Source organism: Enterococcus sp. B2E4, from assembly GCF_030499455.1.
Lineage (GTDB): Bacteria > Bacillota > Bacilli > Lactobacillales > Enterococcaceae > Enterococcus_D > Enterococcus_D casseliflavus.
The window spans coordinates 1-23,437 of sequence record NZ_JAUKPK010000028.1 but is presented as its reverse complement, the minus strand read 5'-3'; the positions used below and the strand labels follow the sequence as shown (position 1 = coordinate 23,437).

The 23,437-nt window shown below is 35.7% G+C and carries 20 protein-coding genes and 1 pseudogene; 11 read left to right on the top strand and 10 right to left on the bottom strand.

The window, feature by feature from the left end:
* Window position 1: 1 nt before the first annotated feature.
* On the top strand, window positions 2-691 hold the full coding sequence (locus tag Q1X33_RS15655; protein WP_002337548.1) for a class A sortase: 690 nt from the start codon (window positions 2-4) through the stop codon (window positions 689-691).
* A 946-nt stretch (window positions 692-1,637) separates the two neighbouring features.
* On the opposite strand, the gene Q1X33_RS15650 is transcribed toward Q1X33_RS15655, so the two are convergent.
* The 5 genes from Q1X33_RS15650 to Q1X33_RS15630 form a co-directional block, all read right to left on the bottom strand.
* The gene (locus Q1X33_RS15650) at window positions 1,638-2,276 is read right to left on the bottom strand and encodes a nucleoside monophosphate kinase (RefSeq protein ID WP_225620708.1); all 639 of its coding nucleotides are present in this window, start codon (window positions 2,274-2,276) and stop codon (window positions 1,638-1,640) included.
* Between the two features lie 131 nt (window positions 2,277-2,407).
* The gene (gene tcrB / locus Q1X33_RS15645; RefSeq protein ID WP_301969801.1) at window positions 2,408-4,510 is read right to left on the bottom strand and encodes a copper-translocating P-type ATPase TcrB; all 2,103 of its coding nucleotides are present in this window, start codon (window positions 4,508-4,510) and stop codon (window positions 2,408-2,410) included.
* A 138-nt stretch (window positions 4,511-4,648) separates the two neighbouring features.
* Window positions 4,649-4,855, bottom strand: coding sequence for a copper chaperone TcrZ (gene tcrZ / locus Q1X33_RS15640; RefSeq protein WP_002294571.1), 207 nt, complete (start codon window positions 4,853-4,855; stop codon window positions 4,649-4,651).
* 86 nt (window positions 4,856-4,941) lie between these two features.
* A complete protein-coding gene (locus Q1X33_RS15635) occupies window positions 4,942-7,398 on the bottom strand; it encodes a heavy metal translocating P-type ATPase (protein WP_086269505.1) in 2,457 nt (818 codons plus the stop codon).
* Window positions 7,399-7,401: 3 nt separating this feature from the next.
* Window positions 7,402-7,875: a CopY/TcrY family copper transport repressor gene (locus tag Q1X33_RS15630; RefSeq protein ID WP_029486057.1), complete on the bottom strand. Its 474-nt coding sequence runs from the start codon at window positions 7,873-7,875 to the stop codon at window positions 7,402-7,404.
* Window positions 7,876-8,018: 143 nt separating this feature from the next.
* Here Q1X33_RS15630 and Q1X33_RS15625 point away from each other — a divergent pair.
* The 3 genes and pseudogenes from Q1X33_RS15625 to Q1X33_RS15615 all read left to right on the top strand — a co-directional run.
* Window positions 8,019-8,218 (top strand): annotated as a pseudogene (locus Q1X33_RS15625) (hypothetical protein); the annotation flags it as partial.
* A 240-nt stretch (window positions 8,219-8,458) separates the two neighbouring features.
* Entirely contained in the window at window positions 8,459-8,695 is a 237-nt protein-coding gene (locus tag Q1X33_RS15620) for a hypothetical protein (RefSeq protein WP_001159903.1), read from the top strand.
* Window positions 8,696-8,701: 6 nt separating this feature from the next.
* Complete coding sequence (locus tag Q1X33_RS15615; RefSeq protein ID WP_000163792.1) at window positions 8,702-10,654, top strand: hypothetical protein; 1,953 nt, start codon at window positions 8,702-8,704, stop codon at window positions 10,652-10,654.
* A 71-nt stretch (window positions 10,655-10,725) separates the two neighbouring features.
* On the opposite strand, the gene dfrG is transcribed toward Q1X33_RS15615, so the two are convergent.
* The 4 genes from dfrG to Q1X33_RS15595 form a co-directional block, all read right to left on the bottom strand.
* Window positions 10,726-11,223 (bottom strand): trimethoprim-resistant dihydrofolate reductase DfrG, encoded by a 498-nt coding sequence (gene dfrG / locus Q1X33_RS15610; RefSeq protein ID WP_000868795.1) that lies wholly within the window; start codon window positions 11,221-11,223, stop codon window positions 10,726-10,728.
* A 296-nt stretch (window positions 11,224-11,519) separates the two neighbouring features.
* On the bottom strand, window positions 11,520-12,110 hold the full coding sequence (locus Q1X33_RS15605) for an SOS response-associated peptidase (protein WP_002287938.1): 591 nt from the start codon (window positions 12,108-12,110) through the stop codon (window positions 11,520-11,522).
* A 91-nt stretch (window positions 12,111-12,201) separates the two neighbouring features.
* On the bottom strand, window positions 12,202-12,708 hold the full coding sequence (locus tag Q1X33_RS15600; protein WP_005237743.1) for a hypothetical protein: 507 nt from the start codon (window positions 12,706-12,708) through the stop codon (window positions 12,202-12,204).
* Window positions 12,692-14,071: a Y-family DNA polymerase gene (locus Q1X33_RS15595; protein ID WP_104871093.1), complete on the bottom strand. Its 1,380-nt coding sequence runs from the start codon at window positions 14,069-14,071 to the stop codon at window positions 12,692-12,694. Before Q1X33_RS15595 ends, Q1X33_RS15600 begins: the two co-directional genes overlap by 17 nt.
* Window positions 14,072-14,997: 926 nt before the next feature.
* Between Q1X33_RS15595 and Q1X33_RS15590 the strand changes: the two genes are divergently transcribed.
* The 5 genes from Q1X33_RS15590 to Q1X33_RS15570 all read left to right on the top strand — a co-directional run bounded on the left by Q1X33_RS15590 (window position 14,998) and on the right by Q1X33_RS15570 (window position 20,818).
* Complete coding sequence (locus Q1X33_RS15590; RefSeq protein WP_029486053.1) at window positions 14,998-15,810, top strand: ParA family protein; 813 nt, start codon at window positions 14,998-15,000, stop codon at window positions 15,808-15,810.
* A 16-nt stretch (window positions 15,811-15,826) separates the two neighbouring features.
* Window positions 15,827-16,252 (top strand): hypothetical protein, encoded by a 426-nt coding sequence (locus Q1X33_RS15585; protein WP_104871092.1) that lies wholly within the window; start codon window positions 15,827-15,829, stop codon window positions 16,250-16,252.
* 592 nt (window positions 16,253-16,844) lie between these two features.
* Entirely contained in the window at window positions 16,845-18,344 is a 1,500-nt protein-coding gene (locus Q1X33_RS15580) for a primase C-terminal domain-containing protein (protein ID WP_301969800.1), read from the top strand.
* A 137-nt stretch (window positions 18,345-18,481) separates the two neighbouring features.
* On the top strand, window positions 18,482-18,769 hold the full coding sequence (locus Q1X33_RS15575; protein ID WP_096741223.1) for a type III secretion system protein PrgN: 288 nt from the start codon (window positions 18,482-18,484) through the stop codon (window positions 18,767-18,769).
* A 1,614-nt stretch (window positions 18,770-20,383) separates the two neighbouring features.
* Window positions 20,384-20,818, top strand: coding sequence for a hypothetical protein (locus Q1X33_RS15570; protein WP_002337532.1), 435 nt, complete (start codon window positions 20,384-20,386; stop codon window positions 20,816-20,818).
* Window positions 20,819-21,294: 476 nt separating this feature from the next.
* Here the strand turns inward: Q1X33_RS15570 and Q1X33_RS15565 are convergent, their stop codons facing one another.
* The gene (locus Q1X33_RS15565) at window positions 21,295-21,975 is read right to left on the bottom strand and encodes an IS6 family transposase (RefSeq protein ID WP_104870840.1); all 681 of its coding nucleotides are present in this window, start codon (window positions 21,973-21,975) and stop codon (window positions 21,295-21,297) included.
* Window positions 21,976-22,058: 83 nt separating this feature from the next.
* On the opposite strand from Q1X33_RS15565, the gene ssb reads away from it, so the two are divergent.
* The gene (ssb, locus tag Q1X33_RS15560) at window positions 22,059-22,523 is read left to right on the top strand and encodes a single-stranded DNA-binding protein (protein ID WP_005237631.1); all 465 of its coding nucleotides are present in this window, start codon (window positions 22,059-22,061) and stop codon (window positions 22,521-22,523) included.
* A 282-nt stretch (window positions 22,524-22,805) separates the two neighbouring features.
* The gene (locus tag Q1X33_RS15555) at window positions 22,806-23,231 is read left to right on the top strand and encodes a hypothetical protein (RefSeq protein ID WP_005237629.1); all 426 of its coding nucleotides are present in this window, start codon (window positions 22,806-22,808) and stop codon (window positions 23,229-23,231) included.
* The last annotated feature ends 206 nt before the right edge of the window (window positions 23,232-23,437 follow it).

Here is a 23,437-nt window from a genome sequence, read left to right as displayed (position 1 = left end):
AATGATAAAAAGAATCAAGCGTATTTTTTTAAATTTACTTTTAATTACCATTTTTCTTATAGGCTTAGTTTTAATATTTAATTTTCAAATTCGATCTTACTTACTGAATAAACAAGTTCAACAATATGACATAGCAAATTATTCAAAGAAAGATTTGGAAGACAATCTGAAAAGGAAAGGAAACTTTGACTTTGATTCTGTTGAATCTATTTCAAATGAGTTAGTATTAAAAGCACAATTTAAAAATAGTGATTTACCTATAATAGGTGGTATCGCTATACCCGATGTAAAATTATCTTTACCCATATACAAAGGCTTAGACAATATTTCACTACTTTCTGGGGCTGGTACAATGAAATCAAATCAGCAGATGGGAGAACGAAATTATGCTTTAGCAAGCCATAGTGCTAAAGATAAAACTATATTATTTTCTCCATTAGAGTTTATTTCTCTAAAAGAAAAAATATATGTAACAGACTTAAAGAATATTTATATTTACCAAGTGTCTTTGAAAGAAAAAGTGGATCCATCAAAAGTAGAAGTCATTGATGATATTCCTAATAAAGAAATGATCACTCTTGTTACATGCGGGGATTTGGAAGCTGTAACGAGATTGATTGTACAAGGCACACTGATCGATACAGTTGAATTTAAGAATGCTAATCAATATATCCAATCTTTATTTAGCTAATATAAAAAGTCTTATCAGTCCTGACAGATTACGAGTAGTACTTTTTATCAAAGAAAGAAGGTGCTTTCTAAATTCAAATTGTTTTATGGTCATAATAAATTAAATAGGGAAACGAACGCGATTATAAGTTCGTTTCCCTATTTTTTATGAGTGTTTTTAATCTAATTGAAAAGAGCCCTTTTTGATCCAACCTCAAGAAAATTTTGAAAAAATCTTACTATGGAGCTAACTAGTAACGCACCCTATTTAATCAATTAGGAATTTGCTCATCTCCCCCTTGTCATTCTATAGTTTCTAGGGAAGATTCAGACTGTGATTTTCCTAAGGAATATCCTCGTAATGACCGCAAGTAGCAATATTAATAATTGATTCCAAAACCATAAAGCAAAATTTATTTCCTACACTACTAGCAAATAACCTAGAATCACTGACCAAAAAAATTCAGCTGATTAGTATTTTCTTCATATCCCATAAACCTAAGTCTAGAGCCCGTGCCATTAAATAGATACATAGGAAACTAAAAAGAAACGCATGCCATAGATTAAACATTCTCGACGAGTAATCTGCTTTGAGAGAAAGAAAGTCGGTACCACTACAAGTGATTGTATGTCACTATATATATGCGGATAAACTGATTTTGTTGTATTAACAAAGGTTCGATTAAAATAAACTCCGTTAAAAATCTTTGCTAAGAATTTAGTAAAAAAAGTTGATTCTATCGTTTGAACAGTGTTTCGAATCCCTTACGTCAAGTAGAACAATGTGGGGAGAATAAGTGCAGCCGTCATTAATAACGCTAATAGTGCATAAACAGTAAGTTTTAGCAGCATTCGACTAAATTCCGCAATTCGAAGATGCCTTCGATACCCCACAGCAAAAAAGAATAGAACTGAAAAAAAGTAACCATATATGCAATATAAAAATTCGAAACAATCAACAGAAAAATTCACACAATGTACCGCTTCAGCAGAATGTTCTTTTCAATGAAAAAGTGGATCTCGTCAATAATTAATGGTAAAAGAAAAAAGCATCCAGCCAAATAACATTTAAAAAATAGCCAGCCATTATACCAGAAAACATATAATTCAAAGCTTGCAACAGAACCCCTATTTTCAATCACTTCTGGTTTGTCATCCAGTCGAATTTTTTCCCTTTTTGATTCGATTTGGGAATTTCCTTGTTTTTCTTTTGAACGAAGATTCCCTCGTTGCGCTAACCGATGTATTAACGTATCCTGACTTACATCTAAAAAGAAAACAGCGCCTAAATTTTGATTCTGACTTTGTAGGTAAGCTTCGAGCATTTTTGCTTGCTGAAGGGTACGTGGGTAACCATCTAGAACAAAGCCATTTTCAACATCTTTTGCTTGTAAGCGACTCTTAACCAATGAGTTTATCCACTCATCTGGAACTAGCTCTCCTTTATTCATATATTCTTGCACTCTGAGTCCGAATGTATCTTTCTCCTTGGTTGCTTCTCGTAACATTTCACCAGTTGAAATAGCTGTCAGGTGGTACTCCTCTGCGATTCTTTTAGCTTGGGTGCCTTTCCCAGCACCAGGTAACCCTAAAAGGACCAGCCTCATAATTTTTCCTCCTTATAAACTAAAAAAGGAAGAGATGATTTTTTAAATTATTTCATCTCTTCCTTTCCTGTGAAACTATTGTATTTTTACACGATAAGGTCATTCAATTATTTCATGTGCCAAATAACTGTTTATTTTGGCTCTAATTTCAATGTCATAGCATTGATGGCAACAATTACAGTCGAAAGTGACATCAAGACGGCACCGACTGCTGGAGTTAATGTTATGCCAATTGGTGCTAGTATTCCTGCAGCTATTGGGATCGCGATAAAGTTATACCCTGCTCCCCAAACAAGATTTTCTTTCATCTTACGTGTGGTCTTCTGAGCCAACTCGATAAAGGATTCAATGTCGCCAGGGTCTGACTGTGTCAAGATGACATCGGCTGAATCCAATGCTACTTGAGTTCCGGCACCAACAGCTATACCAACGTCTGCTAATGCAAGAGAAGGTGCATCGTTGACCCCGTCACCGACCATGATAACTTTCTTTCCTTCTGCTTTAAGTTTTTCAACTAATTCATATTTGTCTTGAGGAGATTGATTAGCTAGATAATCAATACCTAAAATTTCTGCAGCTCCTTGAGCCGCTTTTTCATTGTCACCCGTTGCCATAATCGGCTGAATCTTGTTCTTTTTAAGGGCTTGTATTAAGTCTTTACTTGTCGGTTTTAATTCATCCCCTAAAGCTACAGCACCGATTGCTTCGTCGTTTTCTACTAAGACACTGAGGGTTGCTCCTTTTGGAATATCCATATCCAGATTACGTCTATATGCTTTTTGACTGATTAATTGATAACGATGTCCGTTAGCTTGACCTTCTACACCAGCGCCAGAAATAACATCAATCGAATCAAAACTTACTGGACGTATCCCTTGCTGTTCTGCGTAACTAATAATTGACTGAGCGATAGGGTGACTAGATCCACCTTCGATACCTGACAATAAGGCAACGATTTCATCTTTCGTATATTTATCATTAAAGAGTTCAACATCTAATACTTTAAACTCACCAGTTGTTAAAGTTCCAGTTTTATCTAAAACTATAACATCTGCGTTTGTAGTCAACTCCAAAGCGTCCCGGTCTTTCACTAATAATCCCCGACTGGCCCCTAAGCTGGTACTACGAGCAGTCACCAATGGAATAGCCAGCCCCAGGGCATGCGGACAAGCAATAACTAATGTGGTGACTGTAAAAATAACTGCCGTTGGTACATCAGCTATAACCATCCATATGACAAGGGCAATAAGAGCTACAATAACCGCAATATAAAAGAGCCATCCTGCAACTTTTTGTGCAAGATTTTCTGCTCGTGAAGATTGGCCTTGAGCTTGACTGATTAATGCCTGAACCTGAGAAATGAAGGACTTATCGCCCGTCTGTTTTATTTCCACATAGAGGACTCCGCCACCATTGGTTGATCCACCGATGACCTCATCTCCGGGATTTTTTTCAATTGGTTTCGATTCCCCAGTCACAAGCGCTTCGTTTACACGTGATTCGCCACGCTGGATCGTTCCATCTGCTGGAACATTTTCTCCGGCTTGAACACGAATCAAATCACCTACTTGCAAGTCAGCAACTGGACGAGTCTCAATCAAATCGTCTTCTAAAACAACATGAGCATCTTTCGGCACCAACTCAGCCAATGCTTTTTGCGCGTCCCCTGCTTCACCCAATGCCTTCATTTCAATCCAGTGTCCTAATAACATGATTAAAATTAACGTTGTAAACTCAAAGAAGAAGTCCATGACATGTTCTCCGGTCACATATCGAGCGGCCACTGCGTAAACACTATAGGCATAAGAAACCGTTATTCCCAAAGTAATCAAGGACATCATGCCTGGAGCTTTTGAATTAAACTCATCTTTCGCACCCATGAAGAATGGTCTTCCGCCAAAAATGTATAGAATTGTTGCCAATACAGCTGCTACAACGTCTGCATAAGGAAAGATAATTTGGAAAGGCAACTGAATATCCATCATAGGAGTAATGAGTAAGATTGCAATTCCTAATGGGAGTGACTTCAAGAAAATCTCCTTAAAGCTACCGTGATGGTGGTGGGCATGCCCTCCCATTGCGCCATGATCCATTTCACTGTGATCCATCGCACTATGATTCATCTTGCTGTGATCCATCTGACTATGTTCCATTTCATTATGGTCGTGTTTTGAGTGATCCATGTCGCCGTGATTATGATGACTATGTGACGAATGTTTTTTGTTATTCCTCATTTTTAATTCCTCCTTATTATATTAGAGACTGATTTTAAAGTTTTAGAACTTTCTCATCTAACACTGCATATAATTCTCATGAAAAGGGTTCTATACTTTATCTCTATCTACTATCTATGAATAAATGGTATTCGTACTTTATGCACTTAATACTGAATAGTTAGTTTCTGCTAAAGCAGCATTGAGCGTTTCGGTATCAATCTCTGTTTGACTTTCAAGTACTGCTTTTTTAGTCGCTAAATCAACCTCTACAGATTCAACCCCTTCAATAGCTGAAAATCTTTCTTGTACCGTGTTCGCACAACCTGCACATTTTACGCCATCTAATAAGACTTCTTTTTTCATTATTTTATTCCCCTTTTTTTTTTTTTTATCTTCTCCTATTATATAGAATAGGAAGAAGTTTAAATCCCAGATAAGCTACGTGTTTTCTAAACAACTGCTGGTTTGAATCGTCTTAAGCGTAATGCATTTAATAAAACAGAAGTAGAACTAAAAGTCATTGCCCCTGCTGCAATAACCGGGCTAAGCAATGGACCGCCAAAGGCATAAACTACACCCATCGCGAAGGGAATACCTAAAATATTGTACGCAAATGCCCAAAACAGGTTTTCCTTAATGTTTCGGATGGTAGATTTACTCAATTCCACAGCCGTAGGGACATCCATGAGGTCACTACGCATTAGGACAATATCTGCTGATTCCATCGCTACATCCGTACCAGATCCAATGGCAATTCCTACATCGGCTTGCGCAAGTGCAGGAGCATCATTAATTCCATCGCCTACCATACCTACTTTTTTGCCTTCATCCTGCAACTTTTTCACTTCGTTAGCTTTATCTTCCGGCAAAACTTCGCTCAATACACGGTCGATTCCCACCTGTTTTGCAATTGCTTCTGCCGTTCGTTTGTTGTCACCAGTAATCATGGCTACTTCAATGCCCATCTTATGCAACTTTTCAATGGCTCGTAGGCTGCTCTCTTTTACCGTATCGGCGACCGCAATGATTCCGAGAATTTCACTACCTCTGGAAATGTACATTGGCGTTTTACCTTGACTAGCCAATTCATCGGATACCTTCGCCAACTTGCCTAGTTGGACATTTCGCTCATCCATCAGTTTTCGGTTACCCAACGAAAGGGTAGCTCCGTCGATTTTTACCTCGATTCCATGACCCGGAATCGCCTCAAAAGCTTCAGTTTTCTTCAGAGACAATCCTTTTTCTTCTGCATCCTTAACTATTGCTTCCCCTAGTGGGTGTTCAGAACCTTTCTCACCGGAAGCCGCCAACATCAAGAGTTCCTCTTGAGAGATCCCTTTTGCAGTAATAATATCTGTTACCTTAGGCTTTCCTTCTGTAATGGTTCCTGTCTTGTCAAAAACAATGGTCTTCAGTTTATGAGTTGTTTCCAATGCTGTCCCACTCTTAATCAATACGCCATGTTCGGCACCTTTCCCTGTTCCAATCATGATTGCTGTAGGGGTAGCTAACCCGAGTGCACATGGGCACGCAATCACCAGTACCGAAATGGCTATGGTCAACGCGAATACCCCTGTTTGTCCAGCAAAGTACCACGCAAGCGCAGAAAGGATTGCAATCGCAATAACGATTGGTACGAAGTAACCGGAAATAATATCTGCCATCTTAGCAATCGGAGCTTTAGATCCTTGCGCGTCTTCTACTAGTTTAATAATCTGAGATAGTGCGGTATCTTTCCCAACTTTTGTGGCTCGATAATGAATCGTACCGTTTTTGTTGATACTTGCTCCAATAATCGCGTCCCCTACCGATTTTTCTACGGGGATACTTTCACCAGTTAACATGGATTCGTCTACCGACGTCAACCCCTCTGTTACCATACCGTCCACAGGCATTTTTCCACCTGGGCGCACAACAACGATGTCACCCACTGCCACTTCATCAATCGAAATCTCTATTTCCTTTCCGTTTCGTACTACCAGTGCTGTTTTTGGAGCCAATCCCATCAGTTTCTTAATGGCTTCAGATGTCTTCCCTTTAGTCAGGGTTTCTAAATACTTCCCTAGAACAATTAGGGCTAGAATAACAGCCGCTGTTTCGTAATACAATTCGTTGGCATAAGATGCCTCTCCCAAGAAAATCATGACCGTTGCAAATACACCGTAAAGGAAAGCGGCACTTGTTCCCAAAGCGATTAATGAGTCCATGTTGGGATGTCCCTTAAACAACGCTTTGAATCCAGTCTGGTAAATTTTTTTATTGACCACGACAACCGGAAGCGTCAGCAAGAGTTGAATGATAGCAAAATTTTCCGGATTCATCATCGGATCGATAAAAGCAGGTAGGGGCGCATTTACCAAATGACCCATTGCGATATAAAGTAATGGGGCTGTAAAGATGGCCGAAATCAAAAATCTCTTCCAGAGGCTCTTGATTTCATTCTGTTTCTTTTCTTGGTCTAAGTCCACCGTGTCCGCAGTTGCTCTCTCTTCATGTGCCTCATATCCCGAATCGGATACGGCCTGAGTGATATCGGAAATATTTAACCTACTTGGATCATACTCTACCACCATTTTTTCCGTGGCTAAGTTTACCGATGACGTATTTACTCCGGTAAGTTTATGAGTAGCTTTTTCAATGGTTTGTGCACAAGAAGCACAAGTCATACCTTCAAGATTAAAAGTCTTCCTTACGGTATTAGGTATTGCAGCATATCCTGCATCTGAAACGGCTTTTTGAATGTCAGCCTCCGAAAGTGACGCCTCATCAAACTGAATGCTCATTTTTTCCGTTGCAAAATTCACATTAGCGATTTTTACGCCTGATAACTTCTGGGTCGCTTTTTCTACTGTTTGGGCGCAAGAAGCACAAGTCATGCCTTCTATGGTAAATGTTTTATTTTCCATCTTTTATTCCATTCCTCTCATCTTCATTCCATGGTGTTTCATATTGCATTCACATTGCCCTGGCGCACAGTGGCAACTAACTTCTTCTACAGCAGATTTTTTTTTCATTTCCAAAGCTTTTTCCAAGCGCCGTATATCATCGAAACTCAAGATGTGATCTTCAATTAAACCTTCAATTACATAACCTACCTCTTTATTGCAAATCCGACTAAAAACATCATTTGTGTAATCTTTTATGGTCTCATTTTCCTCAATTTTTGCGGAATAGATATACTTCTTCCCTTCTTGCTCAGTAGACAATGCACCTTTCTCTACCAATCGGCCTAATAGCGTTTTGATTGTAGCCTGTTTCCAATTCATTTTGTCTTCCAAAATAGCGATAACTTCTTTACTGGTGACTTTTTTATTTGCCCATACCACGCGCATGACTTCCCATTCAGCATCTGTTACGTGGGGCGGTAAGACTGTAGCAACCATCTTTCATCCTCCTCGTTTACACTCGTAAACTGTTTATTATAAGATCAATTTACATGTGTAAACGCAATTTGTCAACAACTTATTTCTATAAAAAAATCAAAGTTTTTGTCTCCTTAAAACGGCTGAATCAAGAGTAAACTCAAAAGAAGCGTTGGCAACTAGCTTCAAATGAGCAAAAAGCTAGATACAAAAATCTGATCTCCTCCTACCCCGCTGTTGACTGGAGTTACAAAGAAAAGAAGTATCTGCTTTGATTGTGTCAGTTAGATATAGATACCTTTGAAACATAGAAGTGATACTAGATAAAATTAAACATAGCAATGAAAAAAGAGCGAATCTATGAAAGTAAGTAGTTCAGTTTTGGAGTACAAAAAGTGAAAATGTAAACCTAAATGAGTATCAAATTGCAACTGAATTTGATACTCGTTTTTTATTGTTAAATCAACGTTTGTTGTTAATTTACACCACAAAATGTAAGTTAAAATGTATATAAAAATGCGAACGTGAAATAATTATTGTAGGAATGCAAATTGGTGTGTTAAAATGGTTACAATTTACTAAGCAAAAAGGGGTGCATTTTCCTATGCAATTTCTTGAGCCAAAAAATAAGAACGCTAAGTCTGTGGATTGGGAAATATCAGAGCAAGTAAGGGTGATAGTTAAGCAATACGCTGAATATGCAGAGCGTACTGAAAGCGAAGCAGTGGATGAATTCTTATTGAACATTTTAGACGATAAGAAGTTTATTGAATGGATTGCCAACAAGCGAAGTAATAAGCGGATTGTTGAAAAAATGGGTATCAAAGATAGAGTGGGTTGATAGACAATGACCAAGCTTAAAAGATTAGCCACGAAGGAAGATGAAATTGTAGATGTTAAAATTCCGATTTCAAACGAAGAATTAAAAGATAGGGCTAAACAATATGATTTATTAACTCCAAAACGATTTGCAACAAGGTATAACAAAATGTTGTTCTTGCCAACGTCTTTTAAATGGAACGGTTCTGAATATCCCATTCAATATAATTACTGCATCAATCCGTTTTGTTGTAATTTTGGGAAAGAACAGCACAAATTCAAAGATGTAAAAGGGAAACCAAGTCGATATAAAATGACTGGTAGTTCCAAAGATAAAGGTCATAAAGGTATGTACTGCAATGACAATCCTATTGGCAGAGGTGTATCGCAAAACTGTACAGTAACCCCTTTATCTAATTGGTCTGTTGTTGAAGAAATTAAACGCCTTATAGAAATCAATAGCATCCAAGATGTTGAGCCAGATTATCAATTTCATAAAGAAGGCTGCTCGGAAGAAGAATCAACCCCATTCAATGAGCCGAAGCAATTTTACAAAAGGGGGAAAAGTAGGGGCAAATCTCAACGCTATCAATGTAAGGCGTGTAAGAAGTTCACTAATGTTCTACCAAAAAGAGAAGAAACCACTACTTATCACCAACAAAAGAACACCATTCTTCCAATGTTCGCTAAGATGGTTGTTGGAAGGGTTTCAGTCAGTCGTACTTGTGATATTTTAGGAATTGGAGTTGGAACCTACTATCATAAGCTGGAGTGGCTGTATAGGCGTTGTTTGGAGTTTTTAGAACGATATGAGACACAACCCCTTCAAACAAAGAAATTTAACGAGATGTGGCTTAATACGGACAAGATGCACTACTACCTAAATAACGTCCGTAAGAAAGGACAAGGTTCAAAGAAATATACGGGGTTTGAAGACCTTAATATGCAAACGTATATAGTTGTATCTGCTGAGGTCTTATCAAGATATGTGTTCCGTTCTGATGTTGCCTATGATTGGAATATTTCAATGGATGAATTAAATGAAGATACAAGAAAATTCAAAGAAGACCATCTCAATACTTTTAGTCGTAAAAATGATAGGTTAGATTGGTCTTATTATCCACAAGAACCATCCGCTAACGATAGCGAAAATAGGAATGCTTATCTTCACGAATTAGGGAAAATTACTAATAGGAGTAGATTTGTCGATGGTTTAAATGTTGATGCTCCTTATACTACAACTGCTCACTATTGGTTAATTAAACAAATGGTTAATGCCGACGAATGGCGAATGATTAGTGATGATGACTTCTCTATTAGAAACGCCTTTTATAGAGTATTCACGAAAGAATTAAGGTTGAGCGATGCACATCATTTTATTTGCCAAGTTAACAAGACGAAAAGCAGAAAACAATGCTTAAAAGAATTCGGACAAGCAAAAGCAGAACTGCTCGATTGGGGAGATATCAGAGGATTCAAAACAAAGTTTCTACGGACTTTGGCATCTCATTATCTAACTGAATTACTAACAAGTCATCAATTCCACGAAGAGGCTATTAGTAAAGATGGAGAAAGATATCGCAAATATGCCGATAACCCTATCAAACATCCATTAGCCACTAAGGATAAAGGATTTTATTCAGTTGATTGTAGAACGGATTTATCTGCTCTGGAACCAAACGAAATCGCAAAGATGCTATTAAATGTTAATGACCATTCGACCAATAGCTTTATTCAACAGATAAGACGTTATATATCATCTCTTGAAAGACCATTAACAACAGCTCGTGGTGATAAGAAGAGCTATATTTACGCTAACTTCAATCCGAAGTATGCTCAATTTGCGATTACAATTCTAAGAACTTACTACAACTTTTGTCGCCCTTTTAAATCAGCGGATAAAAAGGTTTTGACACCTGCTCAAAGATTAGGGATTACAGATAAACAATTTGATTGGAAAGATATAATTTATTTCAAATGACAAAAAGAGCTTGGAGTAATCCCAAGCTCTTGTGCTTTATCTTTACTGTTCTTCTTCAATTAACGCACCCGTTAACTCAATAAGTTTTTTCTTTCATATACATGAAAATAGTAGTTATACGGATTTTTATCATTCTTTATCCCTTTTTGGGCAAATACCTCATTCCATTCCTCATAATTCACTTCTGGAAAAAAAGTATCTCCTTCGAATTCATGATGTATTTTTGTGATGTACATTTTCTCAACATAAGGGAAAAACAAATTATAAATCTGTTCTCCTCCGAAAATAAAAATTTCTTCTTCGTTTTTACATAACTCAAAAACATCTTCTATTGAATGAACAATTTCACAACCATTAAAGGTAAACCCCTTATCTCTCGTCAGAATAATATTTCTTCTGTCAGGTAAGGCTCTTCCGATTGATTCAAGGTTCTTCCTACCTAATATTATCGGATGTCCCTTTGTAGTATTTTTAACATATTCCCAGTCCTTGGGAATCCTCCAAGGAATGTCATTCTCTTTGCCAATCACTCTATTCTTATCCATCGCAGCAATCAAAGAAACTTTCATTTATAACACAGCCTTTTTAACTAATTTACCATCTAATTTCTTATTTCTATCAAAAAACCTTTTCTCATTATCCTGCCCGTTAGTTGAATAAGCAATTTTTTCTATAAGTTATATTATCATAATACCACAAAATCACAAATTTTCATTCAATTATCATTTTCAATTGCATTTTATAAATCATTTTGTATGTAATTTGGTATGTAAGTTAAAATGAAAAAAGTAGTCCATTTTGAAGTACATTTTGTCATTTTGTACTCCAAAACTGAACTACTTACTATGAAAGATTCGCTCTTTTTTTATTTTGTTACTTCAGTGCGACATAATTCTGGCATGCCAGCTGTAAGATAGTTTCGTGCAAAATCTAGCTCAGTGATCCATTTCTCAATGTGATCTTTCTGGATGATCAGCGGCATACGATCGTGGATAGATGAAACCGATTCATTAGGCTTGGTCGTCATTATGATCGATTCCGTTTCAAAACCTGCACCAGTTTTATGAATGCGATAAAAGCCGCCTAAATAAAAAACGTCACTCTCACTTGAAGTAAACAATAGTTTCCGCTTTTCGGAATCCCATTCGTAGAATCCAGAAAGAGGGAATACACAACGTGTTTCTCTGAAGGCTTTTGAGAAAGTTTTCTTTTCTTCCACTGTCTCCGCCCGTGCATTGATCATGAGCTGGCCTTTTTTAAATCCATGGAATCCCCACTTGGTAACGCCAGGAACAATTTTTGATTCCTGGTTGACTGCTAAGGTCACAACATGATTTGAAGGGAAAATTTCATTGTATCCAACTCGAATTTGCTTGCTGGTAGCATTGGGAATCACTTGATCATAATAGTCTTTCAATTCTCTTGATGATAAATCAAAAAAATATCTTCCACACATATTCTTCCTCTCCTTTTCTGATCTGTTTAAAAATCGTGTGCCACAGAGCCATTCTAAGACAATTTCAAAGTTAAATGATGGACAATGATCTTCAATCGTCGTCTGCAAAGTCCTGATAATACTCATTTTTGATTAGCTCAATCTCTTTTTCTATTTTACTCGCTTTTTTCTTTTGTTTGTTGCGAGAAGACTCTCTGTCCTGAAAATAATCAACATTAAACCATTTTTCCTCTTTTTTTATGGATACATGTCGGACATCTGTCCAATTGATCGCTTGTTCATTGAGTACAAAATAATCTTCATATGCTTCACCAAGAAATTGTCCTTCGACAGGATCCAAAAATCGCCCAAATTCGTCTTTAGTGTTTAATTGCAGCGATATAGGCTTGTGATAAAGGAACGATTCTGATAGAATTGCGTCGATTTCCTCACGGTTCATTAAATCCAAACCAACAACTTCTTTTGTAGCCCAGGCTTCGTTTTCTAAGATACCTTTCATCAAATCATCCATGGCGTAAGCCGTTGCCCACTTCAATCCGAATGGTCGATCTTTGTATTGATTATAGTCCGTAAAAGTTTTCTTAGTACGTTTTACCATGACCTTCAGCACCTTCAAGTCCAGACATACCACCTGCATGCCCTCCGACAAGGCTGCTGCGAGCGATCGCACGTCCACCTTCCATTATGCTATTTGCATGAACGATCGACTTAAACCCGTATTTTTTGCGTATAGTATCTACCACATAATCGATTTTTAAGTCTTTTACTTGCTCGTCCGGATCTTCAAAGAGATCAAGCTGCAAAGCATTAGAATAAACGAGCTTTGAACAGTTTACTCCCACATTTCGAATGTCCTGGTATTTGTAATGACGATCAAATATCTGTAGTAAGTAGTTTGCTATTTGTTTGCTGCTATTAGTTGCTGGCACCTTCATTTGCTGGTGAAATCCTCGAATTCCTGATTGATCGACGTAGCCCATTGAAAATCCGATCCACAAAGAAACGACTTCAGCTTTAGCTCCCGATCTTCTCAATCTTGTTGCTACTTGATCAGCCATTTCTTTGATTACAATTTCTATTTCATTTCGACGTGTATAATCACGGTTTAACACCTGACTGTTCCCTATCGACTTAGATTTTACTTTGTATTTCTGACCTAAGAATGATCGATCGACGCCCCAGCTGTGTGCATATAGTTGAGTACCTAAGACACCAAAATTTTGCTTCAGCTGATAGTAATTTGCGTGTGCCAGATCATGCATAGTAAATATACCCATTCGATTCAGTCTGATTGCAGTCCGACGTCCGATACCCCAAACGTCTGTAATGTTTTCTACTGACCAAAGCTTTTGCTGAACGTCTTCATAGCGCCATTCTGCTTTCATATCTGAATTTTTTTTGCTTTCGAGGTCTAGTGCGAACTTGGCCAAGAGCGGATTGTCACCTATCCCGATCGTTGTGAAGATTCCAGTTTGTCGATAAACGTCTGTTTGAATCATTCTCGCCAGCTCTCTTGCGTCCTTTGCACCGAACAGCTTTAATGAGTCTGTGACGTCCACGAAGCTCTCATCGATGCTGTATACGGCATGATTTTGCTCATCAGCATACTTCTTGTAAATATTGTTGATCTCCATGTTCTTTCTCATATATAGTGCCATCCTCGGTGGTGCAATCACGAGGTCTTCCGGATACGGAAAAGGAAGATCTCGTGATCGACTGACATTAGAAATTCCATAGGCTTTTTTTGCGGCCGGACTCGATGCCAGGATTAACCCACTTCCTCGCTGAGAAGGATCGTCCGAAGGATAGGACATGACCACTAACTTTGTCTTTAAAGGATTTAGTCCTCTTTCTACGCATTCTACGGATGCATAAAATGACTTACAGTCGATACAGAGAATATCTCGTGAGGGTTCTTTAGTATAGTCAAACCTTGGATTTACGCCAAATTGCATAGCCATGATAAATCCCCTTTTCTAAAAAAAAGATACGTTTTATATACATATTAGAACACATGTTCGTTTTTTTAGTCAAGGAAATTAAATGATTAAAAACAGGATCATAGATTATTTGCTAATTAATTATAGTATATCTTATACATTAAATAATAAAGTATAAGATATACGTTTGTTTTAGTATAACTTATACCATAAATGTTATTCTGAAATTTTATCAGAGTGATTTTTTTCGTCAGCCAGAACAGTAATTCAAGGGATTTTTAGTATATATCTGCTATTAACTTAAATTATAGCAAATATATTAAATATATTTAGTATATCTTATACATTAAATAATAAAGTATAAGATATACGTTTGTTTTAGTATAACTTATACCATAAATGTTATTCTGAAATTTTATCAGAGTGATTTTTTTCGTCAGCCAGAACAGTAATTCAAGGGATTTTTAGTATATATCTGCTATTAACTTAAATTATAGCAAATATATTAAATATATTTAGTATATCTTATACATTAAATAATAAAGTATAAGATATACGTTTATTCTAGTATAACTTATACCATAAATGTTATTCTGAAATTTTATCAGAGTGATTTTTTTTCGTCAGCCAGAACAGTAATTCAAGGGATTTGTAGTATGGATCTGCTAGTAAATGAAATATAGCAGATATATTAAATATTTTTAGTATAACTTATACCATAAATGTTATTCTGAAATTTTATCAGAGTGATTTTTTTTCGTCAGCCAGAACAGTAATTCAAGGGATTTGTAGTATGGATCTGCTATTAAATGAAATATAGCAGATATATTAAATATTTTTAGTATAACTTATACTTTTTATCGACATATAAAGTATAAAATAAATATTGATTAAAACGAATATATAAGTTATACTTTAAATAAAGATAAAAGAAAGTAGGTAAAAATATGACAGCAACTACTTATACAGTCGGGAACTTTAAAGGTGGAGTAGGAAAAACCAAGATAGTTACAATGCTAGCTTTTGATAATGCTGTAGTAAATAAGAAAAAAACACTGGTAATAGATATTGATCCGCAAGCCAACGCTTCACAAATATTAGCAAGAACTGTTGACTTAGATCATATTGATAAAACAATAGTAGATGGGATCAACGAAGAAGACCTTTCAATTTGTATAACGCCGATTATGGAAAATCTAGATTTAATTGCATGTGATACAAGTTTTAGATCGTTTTCTAACTATGTTATTGCTAACTTTGAAGATGAGAAAGAACAAATCATGGTTTTAGAAAAATTATTAGAACCTATCAAAGAAAATTATGAGACTATTTTTATTGATGTACCTCCAACTATTAGTGCATATTCAGATAATGCTATGGCGGCCTCTGATTACAGTATAATAGCTTTTCAAACACAAGAGGAATCGTTAGATGGAATTGGAAAATATGTTGGGTACCAAAAATTTATGATTAACAACTACGATATTGACCTTGAAGTGATTTCTATAATTGCATGCATGCTTGAACCAGACGATGATTTAGATAAAAGTGTATTGAGCGAGGCTATAGATTTATATGGATCCGCTGTATCGAAGAATATTGTTAATTTCCAAAAACGACTAAAACGTTATTCAAGAGAAGGGATATCTTTGAAAAAGTATCGAAACGGAAATTATGATCAATGGGACTATAGGGCACATGAACCGTTTATAAAAATACTTGCCGAACTTGAATCACGCAGAAAGATATTTGAAGAATAGCTAGGAGGGAAAGAATATGAGTGAAAGGAAAGAATTTAATGTTGATACCAAAGTTGATACAGAATATGCTGGGCTCTTACAGCCAGGAATAAAAAAGAAAAAATCTGTATCAATTAGAGGAGAAAACGAATTTGGACACTCTTCTTTGATAAATAAGAAACCAAAAGCGACTACTTCAGCAGCAAGTAAAAAACGAGGACGTCCTATAGAAATTACAGATGAGAGATTTAAAGTTACAAAACCAAAAAAAATATCTCCTGCTTTGGAGTCAAAATTAAACGTACTACAAGATTACGTTGAGGAACTTCAATCAGTGCAGGGGAGGATTACCTTTGAAAAACTTATTGACACTTTATCGGAAGCATATATTACACAAAAATTAGGTGTGGCGAAAGAGGAACACTTGAGAGAAGAAATAAAAGATGCATTTGATAAGCTTTAATTTTTTTAAGCCATCCAACAATAAAAGTATAAGTTATTACTGATTACCAAAACATAAAGTATAAGTTATACTTTATGTTTTGGCGTAAAAAAATATCTGTTGTCAGGGAAAGCTTATTTTGAAGGTATCGTTTTATTACCTAATGAAGGGATTTAAAGTATAAGATATACAATAATATCTAATTAGGTATAACTTATATGAGGTTTATTTAAGTATAACTTATACTTTATAAAAATTTCTTCTTGTACAAATTTAACTGTTTTGTTATATTCAAATAAATAATACATATAAAAAAGAGACGGATAAAAAAGTGAATTTGGCCTCACTTCTTCATCTGAATCACATACAACAACTATGTGTTCTCGCTCGTCTCATGGAAATTATGTAAGTGGCTGGAAACCACTTATGTGATTTGAATAAATCTATTCGGACTACCAATCCGAACCTATAGGTTTATTTTACCATTTTTTGACGAGCAACTCAATATATATACGCTTATTTTGTCATTCATTTGAGACTTCTAAGCCATTGAGAGAACACAAATCTTTAAGATTATTTGTGTTCTCTTTTTGTTTAGGAAGGAATAACAGTCATGGCAGCTTCTTTGGATGTCGTTTATTCGACGGTATTACAAAATGGTATCCGTAAATTCAAATATAAAAACAGCCACCTAAAACCGGTCTCTTTTAGTGATCAGTCGGGGAAGGGGGCTATTTTTGCGTACCGTTCAAAGGAACACATGATCGAGGGGATTGGACTAGTGATCACTTCAGAAGAAGGGGTGATCGAAAACAATAATCGATTCACTCATTGGACCCCAAATGTATTTCGCTATGGAACGTATGCTGATGAAGCCAGAATGTTTACAAAAGGCCACTCGGAGGACAATTTACGTCAAATCAATACATTCTTTGTTGATTTTGACACATTGGATCCAAACTTTGACTATGGAGAAATTATCTTGGCCAGTCACGAGATTGGCTTTATGCCTACAATGATTCTACGTACACCGCATGGATTTCAAGCTTTCTATGTACTAGACAAGCCTGCATACGTGACGAAGAAATCAAATTTTAAAGTGATCAATGTGGCTAAAATGATCTCAAAAAATCTAAGAAACAAATTTTCAAATGATTATCGGTTTCCTGTTGATGTAAATGCCAATCATTTTGGGATCACACGAATGCCTTCTGAAGAGAATGTTTTATTCTTTGAACCACAGTATCGTTATAGTTTCGAAGAATGGATCGACTGGTCAATGAGAGAAGATGCGGACAAAAAAGCGGAGATCAAGAACGTTTTTGTATTGCCATCTACTCAAGAATTTCGTCAAGTTGATGAACCTTGGTTCCAGCTGTTGCTAAAAAGTCAAAAAATACAAGGTGAAAAGGGCGTATACGGTCGAAATAATGTCATATTCACCTTGTCTTTGGCATACTTTTCGTCAGGATACGAAGTAGAAGCATGTGAATTGACGATGTTAGAATTCAATGACCGCTTGGCTAACCCTTTATCTGATCGAGAATTAACCAGAATCATTCGTTCCGCTTACTCCGGAAAATATCAAGCAGCGCACAGAGAAAAAATTGTCCTATTATGCCAAGAGTGGGTCGATGCCAATCTTTCTGAAGAGCAGCTATTCAATAAAAAACGGGGTTGGTGGAAATTCAAGAAAGAAAGAGCTGTTCGCAAGTATTCACATAGTCATGAATGGGCAGAAGATCTACTGTCCTATTTGAATGAGCAATCCTATGAAGAACAACCATACATTCTTTCTACAAAAAAAGAGTTAACTGAACGTTTAAAGATCCCAAAACGTTCCCTGGACAAAGTACTGAAGCAGTTAAGAGAAGAGAACAAAATTCATTTTCGTGTTCGTGCTGGTCGTAATGGGGGTATTATGCTAGCTTCGATACATGGATTGATGCGCTCCGTTATCCGGCTAAAAAAAGAAAGCCAGGGGGCTTATTTCGCTGCGATCTCAGAAGCTTTTGGAAGAGAATACATGTTTATCCAGACAGCACTGAAACGCTTGATAGAACCCAATAAGATCGGCGTGCAAACAGATCTGTTCATGATCGATACAAGCTGAAATTAAAAGGTGCAAATTGCCTATTACATTATATCTATGATACGTTCCTTCTTTTTTCTCCGCCTTGCTTGCTGGTCTTAAGAAAGAGTATTACTATTATTGCAAACGTAATAATATGGTGGGAGGTCTTTCTGACTATGAGTATCAATACCTTTGTATATCCCTACCCGATCAATGTGTTTATTATTTCGCGGTTAGGTCTTACGGTAGAGCAATTTTGTGAGTTACATGGCTATAAGCAGAGTACAGTAGCAAGCTGGGTAACAAGAAACCGTGCAGTAAAAACGTTACCTTGTGATTTTTTATATTGCCTTAGTCTTTCTTCAGGCTGGTCGATGGATGATGTTTATCGTCATTTATTGGTATTGGAGGAGAGGTTTTTAAAGAGTATTAATCCAAAAAAGAAGAAAGAACAGGTGGATTGATTGATGACGGAGGAGGAGTTATCTGTTCTTAATAGAATCAAAGAATGATCTGTTCTTTTGAAGATTTATTATGGTATTCTGTTCTTTTCATTTGTTACAGTAGGCTTAGTTTCTCTTTTGTTGACTCTTTTATCGTTATGGACGAATATGATGTTATTTTTATATTTACTTTTACTGTTTTTTTTAGGATTAGGGGGAGTAGGTACTGCCATTCTTGATGATTATAAGTGGTCATTGTTTAGTGGAATTTGTAGAAGAATGAAAAAAAGTGCAACTGTTGAGTCTTATGAATGTTGGAAGAAGGAATTGAAGGTATAGATATATGTATCTATAAAAGCTGAGTAAAGAATACTAGGCTTTCTCTTATGTTTTTAAAATGTATACAGGTGGAATATGAGTATTATTTGGACAGGTAGTATTTTTGTCAGAAAAATGGTGTAAATCTTTATATAGGCCTTTATCAAAAGATTTAAGTGTAATAAATTGTGTTATTTAGAAACGTTTTAATTCAATTTAATGAATTTATTTTATTTTTCAGAGTAGATCTATAGTAAATTCCTAAAGGATTGCGGCCGCATTTTTAGTTTTCAAGAAACCAGGTGAGTTACTGTGGCGATTAATTTATCTAACATAATTAAAAGTGTCTTTAACGTTGAAGTTGATCCGTTTTCAAAATGTATTGCTATTTTACGTATAGTTGTTACAGTATATCTCTTAGTTTTTAATTATAGCGATTTACTTGACGCATATAATGTGTATGAATAATCATTAAAATTTAAATTATAATATCGGTTAACATAAAAAAAAGTTCCAAAATGATTTTCTCAAAGGAAGGATAAAAATTGTTGATCAAAATGCTACCACTTTTAATACTCATAGGGTTTTATATTTTTATTAGTATTAAGATAAGAAATGCGAATGATATTAGCAAAACGACTAAATATGTTTTCTACTTTTTTATTTTTTTTGGAGGGGGAATCCTCCTTTATATTGCATTTGTTTTCTTGTTTTTTGGTATAAATTTTTGAGGATGGAGGAGATGTAATAGTTATGAAGAAGACACTTGTTTTCTTTAAAATACATTTATAATACTAATATCTAATCCAGCAAATTTGACAGTGGATAAATTAATATCTAGCGATTATGAACTATCTCAATTTATAATAGATTCGTTAGAGAAGAAGAATCTATGTGTTGTCAGTGATTGAAATCAGGATATATATTTGGTTTTAAAAAATGATCTTGTTAACCAAGATCGAGATTTATTAATACAATAGGTGAGGCGTTAAATAGAAGTAAAGAAGAGAATAAACTTCACTATACTAATAATTTAGACTATCTAGAATATCATATGGAAAACAATATGGACTAGGGAATAAATAAGATAAATCCTATTGATCATTTAGATAAAGCTCGTAAAATGCATAACGGTTGTTACCAATAGAGGGGGATAATACAATATGAAGATTTATATAAAGTATTTAGCACAACCAAAACCCACTAACATTATGTGCACCGTTGTTTCTGAATATTTCAATTGCTTATATTTATTATACTTAAGAAGTAGCAAAATATACGACTAAAAAATAAACAGACTGAAAGAAGTGAAAACAAATGACAAAGGAACGGCTGCAAATTTATATTGATCCTGAACATAGAGAAGCATTAGAAGAATTAAAAGAACTGTTAGCAGTGGAAGATTCGGCAACGGATAGTGCCTTAATTCGCTATATTATTTTGGAATTGTATCGATTAAAGACAAAAGAAAATATCCAAATGCGGGCACTTTTAAACCGTTTGGATGAACTTTTAATTTATTCAACTAGTTTTGCAGAAACGATGGACGTCGATATTTTTGATCTCGAAAACTCTGAAAAATACAAAGAAGTAAAGGCACAACAAAGAGGAAAATGGGCGAATAGTCGGCGAAAAAAAGCAAAAAATAAATCACAAAAAAGACCCGTTAATAATCAAAAAGAGAAAGCAAAAGAAGAAAAACTAAATTCAGAATCGCTCACTTACAATGATCTGATTGCGAAGTATTTGTAAAAATTTGTCTTTCAAAAAGGACGATCGGTGGTGGTATCTAGAGACTACTTTTCGCAAAAATGACTACTTGAGTAGTCTCTGAACAACTCCCTGACAACTGCTAAAAACTATGCTGTGGTATCACATTCATTTTCTTCAAAACGCAATAGGCACAGCCTATTTTGCCACTTTCAACATGAGAGTGGTGCGTTTACCTTATGCTCTTTCGCTTTTTAATAAATATTTGAGCTTGGTTAGTTTCTATTTAAAGGTAATTCACTATGCTGATTACACTGAAATTTTTTCAAATTTAAAATTATAGTATTACTGAAAATGGGAAAAATGACAATAGATATGATACAAAATTATGTTGCAATAAAATTTTCCTTGTATTAAGATTTTATTGACAAAAACCAAAAAAGAAAATAAGGCGAGATAAAAAAGGTTCTGTTGCAAAGTTTTAAAATAAACAACCAGCATTCCGTTTTGACTGCTTTTTAAGCTGGGATACCCAATAAGACCTTGATTTCAGTGCAAACCGAAAAGCCGAAGAGTGTGCCCTCTTTTCGGCTTTTCTTGTATATTCCGCGAATCGTTTCCATGCCTTTAATCGTTGTTGAGGCAGTGCGTAAGCTTCGATAAAATTTATTCCGACGTTTGATTGGTCGATGATCTTGCTCAATCAAGTTATTGAGATACTTAACTGTTCTGTGTTCTGTCTTCGTATACAGACCAGCTTTTTGTAATTTTTTAAACGCACTGCCAATAGATGGTGCCTTGTCTGTGACTAGAACCTTTGGTTCGCCAAACTGCTTTCTAAGACGTTTTAAAAATGCGTAGGCTGCTTGTGTGTCGCGTTTTTTACGTAGCCAAATGTCCAGCGTTAAACCGTCTGCATCGATCGCGCGATACAAATAGTGCCAGGTCCCTTTGATTTTGATATACGTTTCATCCATTTTCCATGAATAAAAGGATTTTTTATTTTTCTTTTTCCAAATTTGATATAGGGCTTTGCCGTATTCTTGTACCCAACGGTAAATCGTTGTATGACACACATGAATGCCACGATCATAAAGTATTTCTTGAACGTCTCGATAGCTGAGGTTATAACGAAGATAATAGCCAACGGCGACAATAATCACGTCTTTTTGAAATTGTTTCCCTTTGAAATGCTTCATCTTCGTTCCTCCTGCTATCTTTTTCTATTATTCTACCTTGTTTGATAGTAGATTTAAAACTTTGCAACAGAACCGAATAAAGCATGATCAATAACGTCGTATTAGTAGGAAGATTAACGAGAGATCCAGAATTAAAATTTACACCGAACGGTGCTGCAGTGGTCACGTTCACTTTGGCCGTGAATCGAAATTTTACCAATCAAAGCGGTCAAAGAGAAGCTGACTTCATAAATTGTGTCATTTGGCGTAAACCAGCCGAAACCCTTGCCAATTACGCAAAGAAAGGGACGCTTCTCGGCGTGACTGGACGTGTTCAGACAAGATCTTACGATAACCCACAAGGACAACGAGTGTACGTCACAGAAGTCGTGGCAGAGACGTTGCAATTAATGGAATCAAAAGATGTGTCTGAGCAGCGTGCGAATGAATCCAACGAAACAGCTGAAAAAAACAAACCAACACCGCCGCCGCTACCAAAACAAGAAACGGATCCATTTGCACAAAGCAGTTCGGCAATTGATGTGTCAAATGATGATTTACCTTTTTAATTATACAAAAGCCAATGATTGCAGAAATAAAACTCAAAAAAGTGCCAACGTTTGGTAACGTTGGCACTGAGAGAGTTGAAAATAAAAGGTGCACTTATTGGATTTTTTAACCTCATATAATCAACATAGCTTTAGCTTACTATTTTGGTAATAGCTAGTCAATTTCTAAGTGTTGAAGAATAAATAATGATTGTTGGATCGTTCAAAATAGATTTGTTGATTAAAAAAATTCTTCATGGTATTTTTAAAATGTAAAAATATTTATAAGAAGGAGTTAATTGCATGAAAAAATTGATGGTTATGTTACTTGCGTTAGGATCTTTTATGGTATTTTCACATAAGGCAAATGCTTCTACGGTTACTGATAGCGTAGAGATAAATGGTAATAGTGCAAAAGTAGAAGTGAACGATGAGCAGTATTTAGAATTTGAAAAGGGGTATTTAGGTTCTTTAGAAGGGATTTCAATTGAACCAGAAAAAAGTAACAATAACGATTCTGGTTTTAGAGCCGCAGCTGTTGTCCCAATCAGATCGTATAACAAAACAATTACAATGACCTTCAGCAATACAAATTTTCCATCAAGTACAAACTATAGTGAATATAAATATAATGCTTGGTACAGAGGAACTTTGACTTTCCAATCATCTAAAAAAAGTGGAAATTCTTACATTGCAACTTATTCAGGTGCATTATTTATTTCTAACTAATATTAGAGTTTGATTCTCTGATATAAGTTAATCTATAAAAAGCCCACGATGATTCTCTCGTGGGCTTTTTCGTGTCTAAAAAACAAATGACAATAGTATAGGCTACACCTTCGTCTTAGCCAAAGCCTGTATGAGTAAACCATACTCATACAACAGTGACAACTTTAATATGAAAAGAGGAAAAACGTGCGATTATTTGATGTTCA